General features: G+C 64.7%; 14 protein-coding genes and 1 tRNA gene. 7 read left to right on the plus strand and 8 right to left on the minus strand.

Going from position 1 to position 16575, the window contains the following annotated elements:
- Positions 1 to 68 precede the first annotated feature (68 nt).
- Together AAV94_RS12325 and ppa are read left to right on the plus strand one after the other, a co-directional pair.
- Entirely contained in the window at positions 69 to 1184 is a 1116-nt protein-coding gene (locus AAV94_RS12325; protein ID WP_046742509.1) for a hypothetical protein, read from the plus strand.
- Positions 1185 to 1646: 462 nt separating this feature from the next.
- Positions 1647 to 2174 (plus strand): inorganic diphosphatase, encoded by a 528-nt coding sequence (gene ppa / locus AAV94_RS12330; protein WP_046742510.1) that lies wholly within the window; start codon positions 1647 to 1649, stop codon positions 2172 to 2174.
- 408 nt (positions 2175 to 2582) lie between these two features.
- Here ppa and AAV94_RS12335 read toward each other — a convergent pair whose 3' ends face one another.
- A complete protein-coding gene (locus AAV94_RS12335; protein WP_046742511.1) occupies positions 2583 to 2954 on the minus strand; it encodes a cell division protein ZapA in 372 nt (123 codons plus the stop codon).
- A complete protein-coding gene (locus AAV94_RS12340; RefSeq protein WP_156454432.1) occupies positions 2951 to 3178 on the minus strand; it encodes a hypothetical protein in 228 nt (75 codons plus the stop codon). Before AAV94_RS12340 ends, AAV94_RS12335 begins: the two co-directional genes overlap by 4 nt.
- 111 nt (positions 3179 to 3289) lie before the next feature.
- Here AAV94_RS12340 and sbcB point away from each other — a divergent pair, with 111 nt between their 5' ends.
- The 4 genes from sbcB (at position 3290) to AAV94_RS12360 (ending at position 7615) form a co-directional block, all read left to right on the plus strand.
- Positions 3290 to 4732, plus strand: coding sequence for an exodeoxyribonuclease I (gene sbcB / locus AAV94_RS12345; RefSeq protein ID WP_046742513.1), 1443 nt, complete (start codon positions 3290 to 3292; stop codon positions 4730 to 4732).
- 66 nt (positions 4733 to 4798) lie between these two features.
- Positions 4799 to 5689: a diaminopimelate epimerase gene (gene dapF, locus AAV94_RS12350; RefSeq protein ID WP_046742514.1), complete on the plus strand. Its 891-nt coding sequence runs from the start codon at positions 4799 to 4801 to the stop codon at positions 5687 to 5689.
- 56 nt (positions 5690 to 5745) lie between these two features.
- A complete protein-coding gene (locus AAV94_RS12355) occupies positions 5746 to 6534 on the plus strand; it encodes a DUF484 family protein (protein WP_052755044.1) in 789 nt (262 codons plus the stop codon).
- 25 nt (positions 6535 to 6559) lie between these two features.
- Positions 6560 to 7615, plus strand: a complete 1056-nt coding sequence (locus tag AAV94_RS12360) for a tyrosine recombinase XerC (protein WP_084824914.1) — start codon at positions 6560 to 6562, stop codon at positions 7613 to 7615.
- An 18-nt stretch (positions 7616 to 7633) separates the two neighbouring features.
- On the opposite strand, the gene AAV94_RS12365 is transcribed toward AAV94_RS12360, so the two are convergent.
- The 6 genes from AAV94_RS12365 to AAV94_RS12390 form a co-directional block, all read right to left on the minus strand.
- On the minus strand, positions 7634 to 8938 hold the full coding sequence (locus tag AAV94_RS12365) for an AmpG family muropeptide MFS transporter (protein ID WP_197408069.1): 1305 nt from the start codon (positions 8936 to 8938) through the stop codon (positions 7634 to 7636).
- A gap of 114 nt (positions 8939 to 9052) precedes the next feature.
- On the minus strand, positions 9053 to 9691 hold the full coding sequence (locus tag AAV94_RS12370; protein WP_046742574.1) for an MBL fold metallo-hydrolase: 639 nt from the start codon (positions 9689 to 9691) through the stop codon (positions 9053 to 9055).
- Positions 9692 to 9809: 118 nt separating this feature from the next.
- Complete coding sequence (locus AAV94_RS12375; RefSeq protein WP_046742517.1) at positions 9810 to 12431, minus strand: [protein-PII] uridylyltransferase; 2622 nt, start codon at positions 12429 to 12431, stop codon at positions 9810 to 9812.
- A 197-nt stretch (positions 12432 to 12628) separates the two neighbouring features.
- A complete protein-coding gene (gene map, locus AAV94_RS12380) occupies positions 12629 to 13447 on the minus strand; it encodes a type I methionyl aminopeptidase (RefSeq protein ID WP_046742518.1) in 819 nt (272 codons plus the stop codon).
- Positions 13448 to 13518: 71 nt separating this feature from the next.
- Entirely contained in the window at positions 13519 to 14994 is a 1476-nt protein-coding gene (pyk, locus tag AAV94_RS12385) for a pyruvate kinase (protein WP_046742519.1), read from the minus strand.
- 1 nt (position 14995) lies between these two features.
- A complete protein-coding gene (locus AAV94_RS12390; RefSeq protein WP_046742520.1) occupies positions 14996 to 16267 on the minus strand; it encodes a glycerate kinase type-2 family protein in 1272 nt (423 codons plus the stop codon).
- Between the two features lie 133 nt (positions 16268 to 16400).
- Here AAV94_RS12390 and AAV94_RS12395 point away from each other — a divergent pair.
- Positions 16401 to 16488: transfer RNA gene (locus AAV94_RS12395), tRNA-Ser, on the plus strand.
- The last annotated feature ends 87 nt before the right edge of the window (positions 16489 to 16575 follow it).

A 16575-nucleotide genomic window follows, 5' to 3' on the forward strand; every position in this document is an offset into this window, starting at 1 on the left:
AGACTAAAGACGCTTGCGTTTTGCGATGAAAATGTTAATTTATTGAAACAAGTCACGGAAAGTCTTATATGGGGAATCCACGCATCCAGACCTTTCGGCTCGGGTACTTCGGCTTGCCTCCCATTGAGGTTGAGCTGCTGAAACTGCTCGTGCGTTTGGCTGGTGATGGCAGGACGTATGCGTGGCAGACCTGTCGCAAGGCGCCTTTTGATGCGTTGGTGACCGATGCGGCCAATGCCAACGATCCACGTCGCGTCAGGGCGATCGAGCAGGTCGGCTGTCCCGTGATGTTCATTGGTCAAGCCGTCTCTGCCCAGAGCGACTGGACGTTCGAATCGGCGCATTTGCCAAGGCCCCTGTGTGCGGCGCCTCTGGGCGACTGGTTGACCGAGCTGGCACAGCGCGCGCTGCGCGTTGGCGCCAGCCCTTCGGGCCCCGCTCCGATCTGCGAGTTTGACTTGTCTCAGCCCCTGCCGCTTGACGTGGCACCACTGACGGCCGAAGTGCGGTCGGCGGCAACGCGCCGTTTCGCGCTGACCGGCGCTGACGGCACGCATCGCACGCAGTGGAACGCGGCCGGGCATGCGGTGGCACCGTCTGATGAACACGCGGGCGCAAAAGTGCCGAATGCAGCAGGCCATGGGACCGACGCGTTATTGGTGGCCAATGGAGGCACTACCAATCCCGCACCGGAGAGTGCCCCGCAAAGCCGCAGGCGCAGCGGCGCTTCCGCTGCCAGTGAGCGCTTTGGCAGCCTTGTCAACGCCTGGCGCGAATGGCAGAAGCTGGGGGTGGAGGTCGACACGGCGCTGCGGTACAAGCTCGTGCGCTGGCCCAGCCAGGAGTGGCTCGGTAAGGATCCCGTACGCTTGCGGGTGGCCTCGTTGCTGGCGCGTCGGCCCCTGCTGCTCGACGAGGTGTGTGCCGCATCCAGCATTTCCTGGGTGCAGTGCCAGGCGATCTTCTGCAGCCTCAAGGCGGCGGGCTATCTGGACAGTGAGGAAAGTGGGCTCGTCAAATCCGCGTTGCCGATCGGCCCGGCAGTGCCTGCTGTCAGCGCTGTGGCGGGTGCGCCCGAGGCGTCGGTGATGGCGCCTGCAGCGGGAAATGCTGAAAACGGGCGCGCAAGCCGCGCCTGGGGCACGGAACTGGTCGCGCAGATCCGCCTGCGCCTGCAGACATAGAGGCCTGTTCACGATTTTTTCATATACGCGGTGCTGAGGAGGCGCTGTCAGCGCAGAGCGAGGTGACTCGCATGCGCGCGCTGTTTGTTTGGTAACTCCCTGAGCGGCGCGGGCGCCTTGCCTTCCGCGGTCTTGCTTGGCTGCGCAACGCATGAAAGGAGCGTAAACCTGTCCTTGCTGCCTGGCCGCTGTCTGCGAGCTGCCTGCAAAGGGAAGCCGGGCACTGCCGTAAGCGGCAGCGTTAGCGAAGCGCTTGGCGCGTGTGCGCGTGCCGTAGCGTCCTCGCTGCAGCACGCGCGAGCGGGAAATGGCTTCACCGCAGCGCCCGCCCATGGTGGGGGCATGCCTGTTCTACAATGCCGCCGACCCGGGTTTAGCGCGGCCGCTTGTGCTCGCTACAACGTCCGGCATCAAGTACCGAATCCCTTTTCGTTTCCATCACCACATCATCAATCGAACGCCATGTCCCTGAACAACGTCACGCCTGGCAGCAAGGCTCCCGAAGTTTTCAATGTCATCATCGAGATCCCGCAGAATGCCGATCCGATCAAGTACGAGGTAGACAAGGAAACGGGGGCCATCTTCGTGGACCGCTTCATCAACACGGCGATGTTCTATCCCGCCAACTATGGGTATGTGCCGCAGACTCTTGCCGGCGATGGCGATCCCGTGGACGTGCTGGTGCTCACGCCCTACGCGCTGTTGCCTGGTGTGGTGGTGCCGTGTCGGGCGCTGGGCATTCTGCGCATGGAAGACGAGTCCGGCGTGGACGGCAAGGTGCTGGCGGTGCCCACGGAGAAAATCCTGCCCGCCTACGCGCACATGCAATCCCTCAAGGATGTGAACGAAGGCACACGCAATGCCATCAGCCATTTCTTCGAGCACTACAAAGACCTGGAAAAAGGCAAGTGGGTGAAGGTGCTGGGCTGGGGCGATGTCAGCGAAGCCCATCAGGAAATTACCGAAGGGATTGCCAACCTCAAGCGCTGACGGCCTGGGGCGGCGTTGCGTGGCGCCGTCTGCTGGCTTTCGAGAGGCTGCCTGCACAGAGTTGCTCCTGCAGACAGTGGGAAAAAGGTGTCTGCTTCGTGCCACCGGACCTGTCAGCCTGAACCGGAGGGTCAGGTGGGTACGGTCAATCTGGCGTTGGGTTCATCTGACGCGAGACGATCACGCTCACCAGATGATGTTCCGAACCCGAGCTCAATGAGCATTGGTTCAAGGAAATATAGAGCCCGGCGGTGAAGCAGACGCTGCCATTTTAACGTGGAAGCCCGCCGATTGCAGCCATGGCGCAGCGATGGCCTTTCATTGCGCGAATAGTGTGCTGGCATGTGGCACTGTGGGCAGGTCTCCATGCCCGGCAGAGATGTCGCCTGGGGCAAGCACTGGCCGTGTTCATGCGTTGTCAGAAAAGCCCGTTTGCTGCGCTGGTGTTCCGGCCTCGGCAGGGGCTGGGGCGGCCAGTACGGCGTCCAGGCGAGCCACGATCGCGGCAAGTGCGGCGGATTCTGTGGCCTTGTCGTTATCGGCAGTCTGTGTGGGCTGGGGCATGGATGCCATGGCCTGACGCAGGTCGGCGAGCTCGAACGCGAGATTGAGCGCTGCCAGCACCGCAATCCTCTCGCGCGCACGGACCTTGCCGGCATCATGGATGCGCGTCATGGCGTCATCGACTACCCGCACCGCCTCCAGCAGGCGCTCTTCCTGTCCCGGTTTGCAGGCCAGCAGGTAGCTTTGCTGCAGGATCTTGGCTTGCACTTGGTTCATTTCTGCGTCTCCTCGCTCCCGATCTCGGGAGGCAATTGTGCGAGCACGGCATCCAGCCGCTCGCGCGCCTGGTGCATGCGTTCCTGCAGGGTGTGGTTCTCGGCGTTGACGGTGGCCAGCTGCTGGCGCAGTTGCTGGTTGTCGGTCTCGGCAGCGGCAAGGCGTGCGAGCAATTGGTCGATTTGCCAGGCGAGGCGCTCGGTCAGGGATTGCGGTGTGTCCATAGGCTGGAAATTGTAGTCGCGGCGTTCCAAGGCCCGCAGACCCGAGCCTGCGGGCAAATGCTGAAATAATCCACGCTGAACGGATCCTCCGCGCCATTTTCTCACTCCTCCATGCATTCCTTTCTCTGGCACGACTACGAAACCTTCGGCGCCGATCCACGCCGCGACCGTCCGGCGCAGTTTGCGGCCATACGCACCGACTGGCAGCTCAACGAAATCGGCGCGCCGATGGAGTGGTTCTGCCAGCCACCGCAGGACTACCTGCCCGACCCACAGTCCTGCCTGATTACCGGCATTACGCCCCAGCAGGCATGGCAACAAGGCGTTCCGGAGTACACCTTCGCGCAGAGCATTGAGCAGGCCTTCGGGGAGCCAGGGACGGTGGGCGTTGGCTACAACACCATTCGGTTCGATGACGAGTTCACGCGTTTTCTGTTCTGGCGCAACCTGATCGATCCGTATGGGCGCGAGTGGCAGAACGGCAACGGCCGCTGGGATCTGCTTGATGTCGTGCGCATGGCCTATGCCCTGCGTCCAGACGGCATCACCTGGCCGAGTGGTGAGGATGGCAGGCCGAGCTTTCGGTTGGAGTTGCTGACTGCTGTCAACGGCCTGGCGCATGAGGCCGCGCACGATGCGGTCTCCGATGTGCGAGCGACGATTGCGCTGGCGCGGCTGATCCGTGACCAGCAGCCGCGGCTGTTCGAGTTTGCGCTGAAGCTGCGCGACAAGCGGCAAGTCGCCGCGGAGCTGGGCCTGCCAAGTGCGCCGGGGCAGGCCAGGCCATTTGTGCACATCTCCGGGATGTTCCCGGCCGAGCAGGGCTGCCTGGCCATCATGTGGCCGCTGGCAAGTCACCCGAGCAATCGCAACGAATTGCTGGCCTGGAACCTTGCATTCGATCCCACCGAACTGGTCGAACTCGATGCCGAGACCGCGCGCCTGCGACTGTTTACGCGCCAGGCCGATCTGCCCGAAGGCGTGACCCGCCTGCCGCTCAAGAGCGTGCATCTGAATAGGTCACCAATGGTGGTGGGCAATCTCAACGTGGTCACGCCCGCGCTGCGCGCGCGCTGGGGCCTGGACTGGGACCGGCTGATGCACCATGCCGAACTGGCCCGCCGGCTGCCCGACCTCAGCGGGCTGTGGTGCGAAGTGTTTGCACGTCCACAGGCGCAGCAGACACCGCTCCATCCCGAACAGGCGCTGTACGAAGGTTTTCTTGGCGACGCCGACCGGCAGCGGTTGCAGGCATTGCGTGCGTTGCCCCTGGCACAATGGGGCCAGCAGCAGCCCGCCTTCGACGATGCGCGGCTGCAGACGCTCGTGTTTCTCTGCCGCGCCCGCAATGCGCCGGAGAGTCTCAATGCCGCCGAGCAACAGCGCTGGCAGGCGCATCGCAGGGCGCGGCTGATCGACGGCACAGACGGCGCGCGCTCGGCCACCGAGTTGATGGCGCAGATCGATGCGCTGTCCGAGGATGCCAACGATGCGGAGCAGGAAATTCTTGGTGCACTGTACGAGTGGGCCGATTCCATCACCCCGGATGCCTGATCCGTGCAGGCCGCGGAGGGGAAGAATTCACTGATTCACTGGGCAGGTTGCAAGGACAGAATTTCGATGCAGATTTCCTTTACCAAGATGCAGGGCGCGGGCAACGACTTCGTCGTGCTGGACGAAACCCGTGGTCCGCTGGGCCTGAGCGCGGCCCAGTACCGCTGGCTGGCTGATCGCCATTTCGGCGTGGGGGCCGACCAGATCCTATCGGTGCGTCCGGCGCCACAGGCCATGGCCGGGCAGGTCGACTTCGAGTATGTCATCCACAACGCCGATGGTGGCGAGGTCGAGCAGTGCGGCAACGGTGCGCGCTGCTTTGCGCGCTACGTGTTCGACAAGGGGCTGACGCGACAATCCCGGCTGCGGGTGCTGACCAAGGCCGGCGTGATCACGCCGCAGCTGCAACCCGATGGACGCGTGACGGTCAACATGGGGCGCCCGCGCCTGGCGCCGCAGGAGGTGCCTTTCGATTCCGTCGGGTTGACTGCGCAGCGCGTGGGCCGCGCCGATGTCTGGCAGCTGCCACTGCAGGGGGTGGCCGGGCTGGATGCGGTGCAGGTGACGGTACTGTCCATGGGCAATCCGCATGCGGTGCAGCGCGTCGATGACGTCGCATCCGCGCCGGTACAGCAGGTGGGTGCGGCGATCGAGCGGCACGCGGCCTTTCCGCAGCGGGTCAATGCCGGGTTTGTGCAGGTCCTGGCGCGCGATCGCATTGCGCTGCGCGTGTTCGAGCGCGGCGCAGGCGAGACGCTGGCCTGCGGCACGGGCGCCTGCGCCGCTGTCGTTGCGGGAATTCTGTGGGACGCGCTGGATTCGCGCGTGGATGTCGTCACGCGAGGCGGTGTGCTCACCATAGAATGGTCTGCCGATCCGGCCTGCGACGTGCTGATGACCGGCCCGGCCGAGACGGTTTTCGAGGGCACGGTTTGCATTCCGGAGCTCTCTGACTGACGCTGGGGCGCTGCGCGCTGGCGCCCCGCAATTTCTGCTCACATCGATTGAATGCCATGACTGTTGATTCCCTGCCGCACGGCGGCCTCACCACGGAAGAGGACATTGCCAGCTATCTGTTGACCAACCCCGGCTTCTTCGAGCGTTTTGCCGAAGTGCTGGGCAGCGTGCAACTGGCGAGCCCCCATGGCGGCAAGACGGTCAGCCTGCACGAGCGCCAGACAGCCATGCTGCGCGAGAAGATCAAGGGGCTGGAGGCCAGCATTGTCGAGATGATGGGCTATGGCAGCGAAAACGCCCAGATCATCGCCAAGGCGCACGCGTGGACGGCGGCCATGCTGCGAGAGCAGGATGCCGCCAGACTGCCGGACGTGCTGACATGGCAACTACAGCGCTTGTTTGATGTGCCCCATGTCTACCTGCGGCTATGGGATCTGGATGCGGCCTACAGCGACCTGCCCCACGTGCAGCAGGTTATCGCCGAGAGCAAGGGTCACATCGCCGCGCTCGACAAGCCCTACTGCGGCCCGCGTGGCAGCATCGAGGGCCTGCAGAGCCTCGCTGGCACGCAGGCCGAACTGGCTGACGTGCAGTCGATTGCCCTGTTGCCGCTGCGCGCCGGAGCCATTGCGGAGAACCGCATGACCTTTGGCTATCTGCTGCTGACCTCGCCCGACAGCCACCGTTTTACCCAGGACATGGGCATTGACCTGCTCAACCGTCTGGCGGAACTGGCAGCTGCGGCCATGGAGCGCTTGCTGCCGCAGCAGACCGTTGCCTGGCTCAAGGAGCAGGAGCGGCTGGCCAGACAGGAAGGTGGTCAGGCGGAACTGCCGCTGGAATAGGCGTCCATACAATCAGCCCGGGCGCATGTCTGCTTCACCTTCGGCCTCGCCTGCCACTTCGAGAGCGACTGTGGCGCCGGTCGCATTGAGCGAGCCGGCGCGGCGTTATCTGGACTATGTGCGCGTCGATCGTCGCCTGGCCGCACGTACCCTGGCGCTGTATCGCGAGGACTTGCACAAGCTGGAGCAGGTAGCCGCGGACGCAGGGGCCGCCGTGCTGGCACTGCGGCCCTTTCACATCCGCAAGGCGGTGGCCGGCATGCACAGCCGGGGCCGCTCAGCGCGTGGCATAGCGCTGATTCTCAGTGGCTGGCGCAGCTTCTACCGCTGGGCGGTGCAGGAGGGGCTGATCGTTGCCAACCCGGTGCAGGACGTGCGTGCGCCCAAGGCACCCAGGCCGCTTCCCAAGGCGCTGGCCATCGACGAAGCGGTGCAGTTGGCGGCCTTTCGCGCCCCTGCGCAGTCCGACCATGATGTGGCGCAATGGCTGGAGCGCCGCGACGCAGCGCTGACCGAGCTGCTCTACAGCAGCGGCTTGCGCATTGGCGAGGCATTGGGGCTGGACCTGCGCGCCAGTGCCCAGACCGAGCAGCAGGGCCGTGGCTACATCGACTGGGAAGCAGCCGAGGCGCACGTCATTGGCAAGGGCAGCAAGCGTCGCAGCGTTCCTATCGGTGCGCCGGCCATGCAGGCACTGCGGCAGTGGTGCGCCGTGCGTGATCTGTCGCAGCGCTGGCCGGACCAGCCTGCGCTGTTCATCAGCCTGCGAGGTGCGCGCATGAGTGCACAGAGCGCATGGCTGCGTATGCGCCAGCGCAGCCAGCAGGCCGGGCTGGCACAGCCGGTGCATCCGCACATGCTGCGCCACTCCTTTGCCAGCCATGTGCTGCAGTCCAGCAGCGATCTGCGCGCCGTGCAGGAATTGCTGGGCCATGCCAACATTGCGACGACACAGGTCTACACCCGGCTGGATTTCCAGCATCTGGCCAGGATCTACGATGAGGCCCATCCGCGCGCCCACCTGAAGCCGCAGTCCGGCGCTGCACCCGCCACAGACGCGGATGACGAGGTGGACGAATGAGCGCGTGTACCTATACGCTCAAGGCCGCCGCGACGCGAAGTCGTCCGCCTCTTCGCCAGCCAGTTTCACGCGCGGGTACAGCCAGAAAAACAGCAGCACTGCCGGAACCGCCACCACGGCCGTGAGCACGAAGTAGCTGCCATAGCCCTGGTAGGTCTCGACGATGCGCCCGGAGAAAAATCCCAGTACCTTGCCCGGCAGCATGATCAGCGACGAGAACAGCGCGTACTGGGTGGCGGTGTAGCGCTGATTGACCAGCGCCGACATGTAGGCCACCGCCGTGGTGCCGAGAAAGCCCTGCGCCAGGTTCTCGCCCGAGATCACCAGGGTCAGCAGGCGCGTGTCGCCGTCGGCGCCGATCAGTGCCAGATACAGCAGGTTGCTGGCCGCGCCCAGCACGATGCCCGCCAGCAGCGGCCAGCGCACGCCCCAGCGGGCCACGGCCACGCCGCCGAGGAAGGCGCCGGCAATGCCGACCCAGATGCCGTAGACCTTGGTCACTGCCGCGATCTGGGTCTTGCTAAAGCCCTGGTCGAGATAGAACGGCCCGATGATGCCGCCGACGATGGCCTGGTCGGAAATCTTCATCGACAGGATGAACACCAGAATCATCAATCCCAGCGCGCCGCCGAAACGGCGAAAGAAGTCGGCAAACGGCTCGACCACGCCCTCGCGCAGGCCCTCGGCGAAGTTCTGCACCCGGACCCGCACCACGTCGGGCTCGCGCGCCAGCAGCACGGTGGCGATCGGCACCAGCATCAGCGCGGCCATGGCCCGGTAGACGTTCGGCCAGACTGTGTGGTCCGCCAGCACCAGCGCCAGTGCGCCGCTGGCAATGAGTGCGAGGCGGTACCCCAGTGAATACGTGGCGACCAATGCGCCCTGCGCCACGGGCGGTGCGATCTCCACGCGATAGGCATCCACCGCAATGTCCAGCGTGGCACCGAACACGGCCACCGCAACGGTCACCCAGACGAACACGGTCAGCCGCTGCGGCGTGAGCCCGGCCATTGCCAGCAGGCCGAGCATCACCGCCAGCATCGCCAGCAGCAGCCAGCCGCGGCGCTGGCCCAGGCGCCCGAGGACGGGCAGCCGCCAGCGGTCCACCAGCGGCGCCCACAGGAACTTGAACGAGTACGCCATGCCGGCGCTGGCGATCATGGTGATGTCGCGCAGCTGCAGGCCGCCCTCGCGCAGCCAATAGGCCAGCGTGCCGGCCACCAGCAGGAACGGCAGGCCAGATGCGAACCCGAAGAAGAACATCGTCCACGCCGCAGGTTGAGTGAAGGCCTGCCAGACGGAGGGTTTCTGAGTGTCACGCATCGTTAGGCAATCGGTGCAGATGAAGCGGAAGGGGCATGCGTGGCAGGCCCGGGGTGGGATTGTTCGTGGCCGCGCATGCTGGCAAGCTGATCGGCGCAGGCCGGCGCAACCGCGTCACGTGCCGCCAACGAAGGGGTTGCTGGCGCGTTCGCGCGCGAACGTGCTCTCCGGTCCATGGCCTGGCACGAACCGTGTGGCGCCGCCCAGTGGCCAGAGCTTGGTGATGATGCTGTCGATGAGTTGCTGATGGTCGCCTCTTGGGAAATCGGTCCGCCCGATGCTGCCGGCAAACAACACGTCACCCACAAACGCCAGCGACGCGGCTGAAGAATGGAAGATCACGTGCCCGGGTGTATGGCCAGGCGTGTGGTAGACGTTGAGCGTCTCGTTACCGATCTGCACGGCGTCGCCATCGTCCAGCCAGCGGCTGGGAGTAAAGGACTGCGCCAGGGGAAAGCCGTAGGCCATGCTCTGCGCCGGCAGGCTGTCGATGAGAAACTGGTCTTGCGGATGTGGGCCGATGATGGGCAGGGCGTGCGTTTGTGCCAGTTCGCCGGCCGCGCCGGCGTGGTCAATGTGCGCATGGGTGAGCCAGATGGCCTTGAGCCGCACACCCAGTTCCTTTACCTTGGCGAGAATGCGCGGCAGCTCCCCGCCGGGATCGATGACCGCAGCATCCAGCGTGGCATCGCACCAGACGATGGAGCAGTTTTGCTGAAACGGCGTGACGACAATGGTGTGGTACTTGAGCATGACAGGGCGGCAGGCGAAGATCAGAGGTGGTGCGCTGCACGTGGGCAGCGTGCGGTTGCCTGCGATGGTAGCGCAGCGCGTGCGCTGCGCGCCAGGCCGCATTGCGGTGTAGGCAGACTTAGCGGACCTGGCACTGCTGCGTCAGGTCGCGCTCGAGCATCAGCTGGGTTTGCGGGTTGCGCAGTGCCTTGCCGTCGATCAGGAAGCTGTCCTCGGCGCGCTCGCCCAGCGTGGTAATCTTGGCCAGATGGATGTCCAGATCGTACTTGGCCAGCGTCCAGGCAATGGAATACAGCAGGCCCGGACGGTCGGAGGCGGAGATGGTCAGCAGCCACAGCTCGCCCTTGTCATCGGGCTCCATGCGGATGCGGGTGTTGACCGGGAAATTGCGCGCGCGCCGCGAGGCACGGTGTGGCTTGGGCTCGGGCAGGCAGGAGGGCTGCTGCAGGTAGCCGCTCAGATCGCGTTCGATGAAACGCGCGCGCTGCTCCAGATGGGTGCCGTCGTATTCGAGTGCTACCTGAAAGGTATCCAAGGCGTGGCCGTCTCGTGTGGTGTGAATGCGCGCATCGAGAATTTCATAGTCCGCCTGGTCAAAGTAGCTGGCGATGCGGGCAAACAGGTCCTCGCGGTCGGGAGCGTAGATGGTGACCTGCAGGCCCTCGCCGATGACGGACTTGCGCGCCAGCACCGTGGCCTGGCCTTGATGATCGACCGGCAGCGCGGCCAGATGGCGTGCGTGCCAGGCCAGTTCGTCGGCGGTGTGGCGAGTGAAATAACCCGCATCCATGCGCGACCAGAAGGCATCGATTTGCGCGTTGCTGATGGGGTCGAGCGTCAGCAGCACGCGTGCCTCGCCCTTGTGCAGTTCGGTTTCCGCCTTGGGGTCGGGACGGGTGCCGCCGAGCACGCGCGAAGTCGCGCGGTACAGGTCTTCCAGCAGCTTGCCCTTCCACGCATTCCACACTTTGGGGCTGGTGCCGCGGATGTCGGCCACGGTAAGCAGGTATAGCGCGGTCAGGTAGCGTTCGTTGCCCACGCGCTGGGCAAAGGCGGCAATCACGTCAGGATCACTCAGGTCCTGCTTTTGCGCGACCTGGCTCATGACCAGGTGCTCCTGGACCAGAAAGACCAGCAGGTCGGTGTCAGCCTTGGCGATGCCATGCTCCCGACAGAACTTGCGCATGATGCGTGCGCCGATGTCCGAGTGGTCGCCTCCGCGCCCCTTGCCAATGTCGTGAAACAGTGCCGCAAGGTAGAGAATCCACGGCTTGTCCCAGCCGGAAGCGAGGCTGGCGCAGAAGGGATATTCATGTGCGTGCTCTGCGAGAAAGAAGCGGCGCACGTTGCGCAGCACCATCAGGATGTGCTGGTCAACCGTGTAGACATGAAACAAGTCATGCTGCATCTGCCCGACGATGCGTCGGAATGCCCACAGATAGCGCCCCAGCACGGAGGTGCGGTTCATCAGCCGCAGCGCGTGGGTGATCCCAGCCGGCTGCTGGATGATCTGCATGAACATCTGCCGGTTGACCGGATCGCGCCGGAACGCGGCGTTCATCACATGGCGTGAGTTGTAGAGCGCACGCAATGTGCGAGCGGACAGGTCCTTCAGGCCTACTTGCGTCTGGTAGAGCAGAAATGTCTCCAGGATGGCGTGGGGATTCTTCTCGTACAGATCGTCGCTGGCGACCTCGATCATGCCGCCCTTGTCGAAGAAACGCTCGTTGATGGGACGCAGCTGGTGGGCACTGGGGTTGAGCCGTTCCTCGATGTTGAGCAGCAGAATCTGGTTGAGCTGTGTGACCGATTTGGCGCACCAGTAGTACTGGCGCATCAGCTGCTCGGAGGCGCGCATTGGCAGGCGGGAGCCCTGCTGCGTTTCCGAGCGATAGCCGAACAGCTCTGCCACGCTGCCCTGCAGATCGAAGATCAAACGGTCTTCATGGCGCGCGGACAAGGCGTGCAGACGCGCGCGGATGAGGCTGAGTTCGGCCTCGCAGGCGGCCAGTTCGTGCGCCTCGTACGCAGTGGCGATACCGTTGGCAGCCAGCTCTTCCCACGTCGCGCCCAGTCCGGCAGCGCGGGCGACCCAGATGATGACGTGCAGATCCCGCAGCCCGCCGGGTGATTCCTTGCAGTTGGGCTCCAGGGCATAGGGCGTGTTGTCGTACTTGGCGTGGCGCTGGCGCATCTCCAGCGTCTTGGCGCGTAAAAACGCCAATGGGTCAATCGTCTGCGCAAAGCGTGCCTGGAAAGCGCCAAACAGCTTGCGGCTGCCGGCGAGCCAGCGCGCCTCCAGCATGGCGGTCTGGACGGTGATGTCCTGCAGCGCATCCTCTAGCGATTCGTCAATGGTGCGCAGGGAAAAGCCGATTTCCAGCCCCACGTCCCAGCAGCTGCTGACAAACTGCTCAATGCGTTGCTTGAGCGGGTTGTCCTCGCAATTGGTCTGCGTGCCCGGCACAAGCAGCAGCACGTCCACATCCGAGGCTGGAAAGAGCTGCTTGCGGCCAAATCCACCAACGGCGATCAGGGCGTGATCGCCCGGCATTTCGGCCACGCGCCAGAGCTGGCGCAGTAGCTTGTCGGCGTACTCGGCAAGGCGACGCAGCTGCGTGTGAATGCGCCGGCCCTGTTGGCCGGGATGCAGCAGGTCGGCAATGACGGCCTGCTTTTGTCGCCGGTATTGCTCGCGCAGTCCGGAGAGGGTGGCAGGGGGGACTTGGAGAACGGGCATGGCGCGAAGGAGTGTCCTGAAATCAGACGTGCAGTTGACGGGAATGCCGACGCAGGCACGCGTGCATCGTGCTGCTGCGCGTGGTCAGCGCCGTTGCCATCGTTAACTACAGCCTTTCCCGCGCTGGGCGACGCATCAACGCAGGGGTGAGCGGGGAGGAAGGCACGGCCGGCTTTCCAATCAGTGGGGTAGCGTGCTCACGTCTTGGTCGCGGTGACGAAATCCGGCGGCGGCGGCGAGCCGTCCGACAGCGTCAGCACTTCGTAGCCGGTGGGGGTGACCAATATTTGGTGCTCCCACTGCGCGGTCAGGCTGTGGTCCTTGGTCACGATGGTCCAGCCATCGCGCCCCAGCTCCTTGATCTCGCGGCGCCCCAGGTTGAGCATGGGCTCGATGGTGAACACCATGCCCGGCTCAAGCACCTCCATGGTTCCCGGTCGCCCGTAATGCAGCACCTGCGGCTCCTCATGAAAGCGTCGTCCCACGCCATGCCCACAGAATTCGCGCACGACCGAGAGGCCATGGCCCTCGGCAAACTTCTGGATGGCGTGACCCACATCACCCAGACGGTTGCCGGGCTTGACTTGCAGGATGCCCAGCCACATGGCCTCGAAGGTCAGGCGGCATAGACGCTTGGCGGCGATGGAGACTTCGCCGATCTCGAACATGCGGCTATTGTCCCCATACCAGCCCTCGGGCGTAATGATGGTGACATCCACATTCAGGATGTCGCCTTTCTTGAGTGGCTTGTCATTCGGAATGCCGTGGCAGACCACGTTGTTGGGCGAGGTGCAGACCGAGCCGGGATAGGGCGGGTACTCGGGCGATGGCTGATAGCCCAGCGAGGCTGAGCGCGTGCCTTGCTTGGCCATGCACTCGGCAGCAAGCCGGTCGATCTCCTTGGTAGTGATGCCGGGCTTGATGAATGGGGTGATGTAGTCGAGGACTTCGGAGGCAAGGCGGCACGCCTTGCGCAGCTCGGGAAAGTCCGCCTCGGTGTAGATAGTGATGGACATATGCGACCAGATTATCCCACTAGCGATAGGGCGCTGCAGTGCTTGGAGCGCCCAGTCAGCGCGGCGTTCATTCAGTTCTGCGCTGGAGCATCGGAGGCCGCCTCTGCCAGCCTAGTGATCTTGAGCAGGTTGGTGGTGCCGGGCGTGCCGAAGGGCACGCCGGCAGAGATCACGATGCAGTCGCCGGGCTTGGCAAAACCGGCTGCCAGTGCGTGGCGTTCGGCCACCTGCGAGAGCTGCTCGATGCGGGTGCCGACGGCCAGCTCCGGCGTGACGACCGGATGCACTCCCCACACCAGCGCGAGGCGGCGGGCTGTGGCTAGACGGGGGGTGAGGCCGATGATGGGGGCTGCGGGCCGCTCGCGGGACGCACGAATGGCCGCGTAGCCCGAGCTGGTGAAGGCCGCGGTGGCGGCAGCGCCCAGCAGGCTGATGGCGTGGCGGCTGGCCAGGCCAATGGCGTCCGCAACCGTGGCAGTGGGGGCCGACTGCGTGGCAGCCAGCGCATCGCGCCAGTTCGGGTCCGATTCACAGTGCGCGATGATGCGGCGCATCATCTGCACTGCTTCCACCGGATAGCGTCCGGCGGCCGATTCGGCCGAGAGCATTACCGCATCGGCGCCCTCGTAGATGGCAGTGGCCACGTCAGATGCCTCGGCGCGGGTGGGTACCGGCGCGGCAACCATGGATTCGAGCATCTGCGTGGCGATGATGACGGGCTTGCCGCTTTGCCGACAGGCGCGCACGATGCGCCGCTGCAGACTGGGAACCTGCTCTGCGGGAAGCTCCACGCCCAGATCTCCCCGCGCGACCATCACTGCGTCGGTTGCCGCGATGATTTCCTCCAGCGCCTCAATGGCGGCGGGTTTCTCCAGCTTGGCGACGATGCTGGCGCGGCCTTCGACCAGCGCGCGCAATTCGGTGATGTCCTGCGCCCTCTGCACAAACGACAGGGCCACCCAATCCACTCCCAGTTCCAAGGCAAAGTGCAGGTCGGCACGGTCCTTGTCGGTGAGCGCGGAAATCGGCAGCGGCACATCCGGCACGTTCACACCCTTGCGGTTGCGCAGTACGCCACCTGTCTCGACACGCGTGATGGCGTGCTGCGTATCGCAGGCGATCACACGCAGACGCAGCCGCCCGTCATCGAGCAGCAACTGCGCGCCAGGGCGCAGCGCTGCGAAGATTTCCGGATGGGGCAGAGCCACCCGCTGCGCGTCGCCTGCACGGGCAGTGTCCAGGTCCAGCACGAAGGTCTGCCCCGCCTCCAGCACCGCCTGATCGCCCGCAAAGGTGCCGATGCGCAGTTTCGGACCTTGCAGGTCGGCCAGCACCGCGATGGGCCGGCCGCACTGCTGCTCGACCGCGCGGACCGCCTGTAGGCGTTGGCGCATCTCGTCGTGGCTGCCGTGGCTGAAGTTGAGGCGAAATACGTCCGCGCCGGCCTTGTGCAACGCCTGAATGCTGGCCAGGTCCGGCGTGGCGGGGCCCAGCGTGGCGATGATCTTGGTTTGGCGCCATGGCGCGTTCTGGCAGAAAGTCGTCATGTCAGTCGATCAGAATAGCGCGAAAGTCGTTGACGTTGGTGCGTGTGGGCCCGGTGATGACCTGGGCCTGCAGCGCCTCGAAGAAGCGGTGCGCGTCATTGGTATCCAGGCACTGCGCCGCGTCAAGGCCTAACTCGCGGGCGCGCTGCAGTGTCGCCGGGGTGATCCAGGCGCCAGCCACCTCCTCCTCGCCATCGACACCGTCGGTGTCGGCCGCCAGCGCGTGAATGCCCGCCTCGCCGCGCAATGTCAGCGCCAAGGCCAGCGTGAACTCGACGTTGCGACCGCCGCGGCCGTTGCCGCGCACGGTCACCGTCGTCTCCCCGCCACTGAGCAACAGGCATGGACGCGGAAATGGATGGCCATGCCGCTTGACGCTCAGCGCCATGGCAGCCAGGACCTTGGCGACTTCGCGTGCCTCGCCCTCAATCGCATCGCCCAGGATGTATGCCTGAATGCCTTGCGCGCGGGCGACTTCGGCGGCGCGCTGCAGGGCCATCATGGGAGTGGCAATGAACACGGTTTCCGTCCTCGGCAACCTGCCATCGCCAGGTTTGAGCGTTTCCGCATCATCGCTACTGAGCATGGCGGAAACGGAAGCGGGCACATCAATGCGGTAGCGTTCCAGCACGGCCAGCGCATCAGCACGGGTGGTGGGATCGGCCACCGTCGGGCCGGAGGCAATGTCATGTGCGCTGTCACCCGGTACATCGGAAATGATCAGGTTGAGCAGGCGTGCCGGCGCACAAGCTGCTGCCAATCTACCGCCCTTGATGGCCGAGAGGTGGCGGCGCACCGTATTCATCTCCTGGATGCTGGCGCCGCTTTTGAGCAGCGCCTTGCTGACGGCTTGCTTGTCAGCCAGCGAAACTCCTGGCAGGGCCAGCGGCAGCAGCGAGGAGCCGCCACCCGAGATCAGGCAGACGACCAAGTCGTCTTCAGACAAACCTCGCACCATTTCCAGCATGCGAGTGGCCGCTTGCTCACCCGCTGCATCAGGTACTGGATGCGAGGCCTCCACGATCTCCACCCGCGAGCAAGATTCTGCGTGCCCGTAGCGGGTCACGACCAGCCCTTGTAGCGAAACGTCAGGCCAGGCCTGTTCCAGTGCACGCGCCATCGCCGCCGATGCCTTGCCCGCGCCAATGACAATGACTCGCCCGCGCGGTGGTGCTGGCAGATGTGCTGCCAGTTGCAGTTGCGGGCTGGCGGCCTGCACGGCGGCATCAAAGCATGCGCGCAGAAGTCGCAGCGTCTCGGAGGGGGCGGTCATGATGGTGTGCTCCTTGAGAAAATCTATTGGCGCGCTGCAAACGGGGCAGGCGCTGGCGCGTGGCAATTGCCCGTAGAATAGCGCGCTTGCCAAAGACTGCGGCGCGCCTGGCTAAATTGGCGCAGGAATGTCCGGAAGGGTGGCAGAGTGGTCGATTGCAGCGGTCTTGAAAACCGCCGATGGGCAACCATCCGTGGGTTCGAATCCCACCCCTTCCGCCAAAATCAAGGCCAAGCAATGGCATATTGCTTGGCCTGTTTTTATTGGCACCGCGTATGTTGCAACGCGGCGCGATTGGGTTTGCGTGC

It is taken from the genome of Lampropedia cohaerens, from assembly GCF_001005215.1.
Lineage (GTDB): Bacteria > Pseudomonadota > Gammaproteobacteria > Burkholderiales > Burkholderiaceae_C > Lampropedia > Lampropedia cohaerens.

What these genes read in the sequence shown, in the direction of transcription:
- AAV94_RS12325 (WP_046742509.1), top strand. Translation starts at nt 69, where the DNA reads ATGGGGAATCCACGCATCCAGACCTTTCGGCTCGGGTACTTCGGCTTG.
- ppa (WP_046742510.1), top strand. Translation starts at nt 1,647, where the DNA reads ATGTCCCTGAACAACGTCACGCCTGGCAGCAAGGCTCCCGAAGTTTTC.
- AAV94_RS12335 (WP_046742511.1), bottom strand. Translation starts at nt 2,954, where the DNA reads ATGAACCAAGTGCAAGCCAAGATCCTGCAGCAAAGCTACCTGCTGGCC.
- AAV94_RS12340 (WP_156454432.1), bottom strand. Translation starts at nt 3,178, where the DNA reads ATGGACACACCGCAATCCCTGACCGAGCGCCTCGCCTGGCAAATCGAC.
- sbcB (WP_046742513.1), top strand. Translation starts at nt 3,290, where the DNA reads ATGCATTCCTTTCTCTGGCACGACTACGAAACCTTCGGCGCCGATCCA.
- dapF (WP_046742514.1), top strand. Translation starts at nt 4,799, where the DNA reads ATGCAGATTTCCTTTACCAAGATGCAGGGCGCGGGCAACGACTTCGTC.
- AAV94_RS12355 (WP_052755044.1), top strand. Translation starts at nt 5,746, where the DNA reads ATGACTGTTGATTCCCTGCCGCACGGCGGCCTCACCACGGAAGAGGAC.
- AAV94_RS12360 (WP_084824914.1), top strand. Translation starts at nt 6,560, where the DNA reads ATGTCTGCTTCACCTTCGGCCTCGCCTGCCACTTCGAGAGCGACTGTG.
- AAV94_RS12365 (WP_197408069.1), bottom strand. Translation starts at nt 8,938, where the DNA reads ATGCGTGACACTCAGAAACCCTCCGTCTGGCAGGCCTTCACTCAACCT.
- AAV94_RS12370 (WP_046742574.1), bottom strand. Translation starts at nt 9,691, where the DNA reads ATGCTCAAGTACCACACCATTGTCGTCACGCCGTTTCAGCAAAACTGC.
- AAV94_RS12375 (WP_046742517.1), bottom strand. Translation starts at nt 12,431, where the DNA reads ATGCCCGTTCTCCAAGTCCCCCCTGCCACCCTCTCCGGACTGCGCGAG.
- map (WP_046742518.1), bottom strand. Translation starts at nt 13,447, where the DNA reads ATGTCCATCACTATCTACACCGAGGCGGACTTTCCCGAGCTGCGCAAG.
- pyk (WP_046742519.1), bottom strand. Translation starts at nt 14,994, where the DNA reads ATGACGACTTTCTGCCAGAACGCGCCATGGCGCCAAACCAAGATCATC.
- AAV94_RS12390 (WP_046742520.1), bottom strand. Translation starts at nt 16,267, where the DNA reads ATGACCGCCCCCTCCGAGACGCTGCGACTTCTGCGCGCATGCTTTGAT.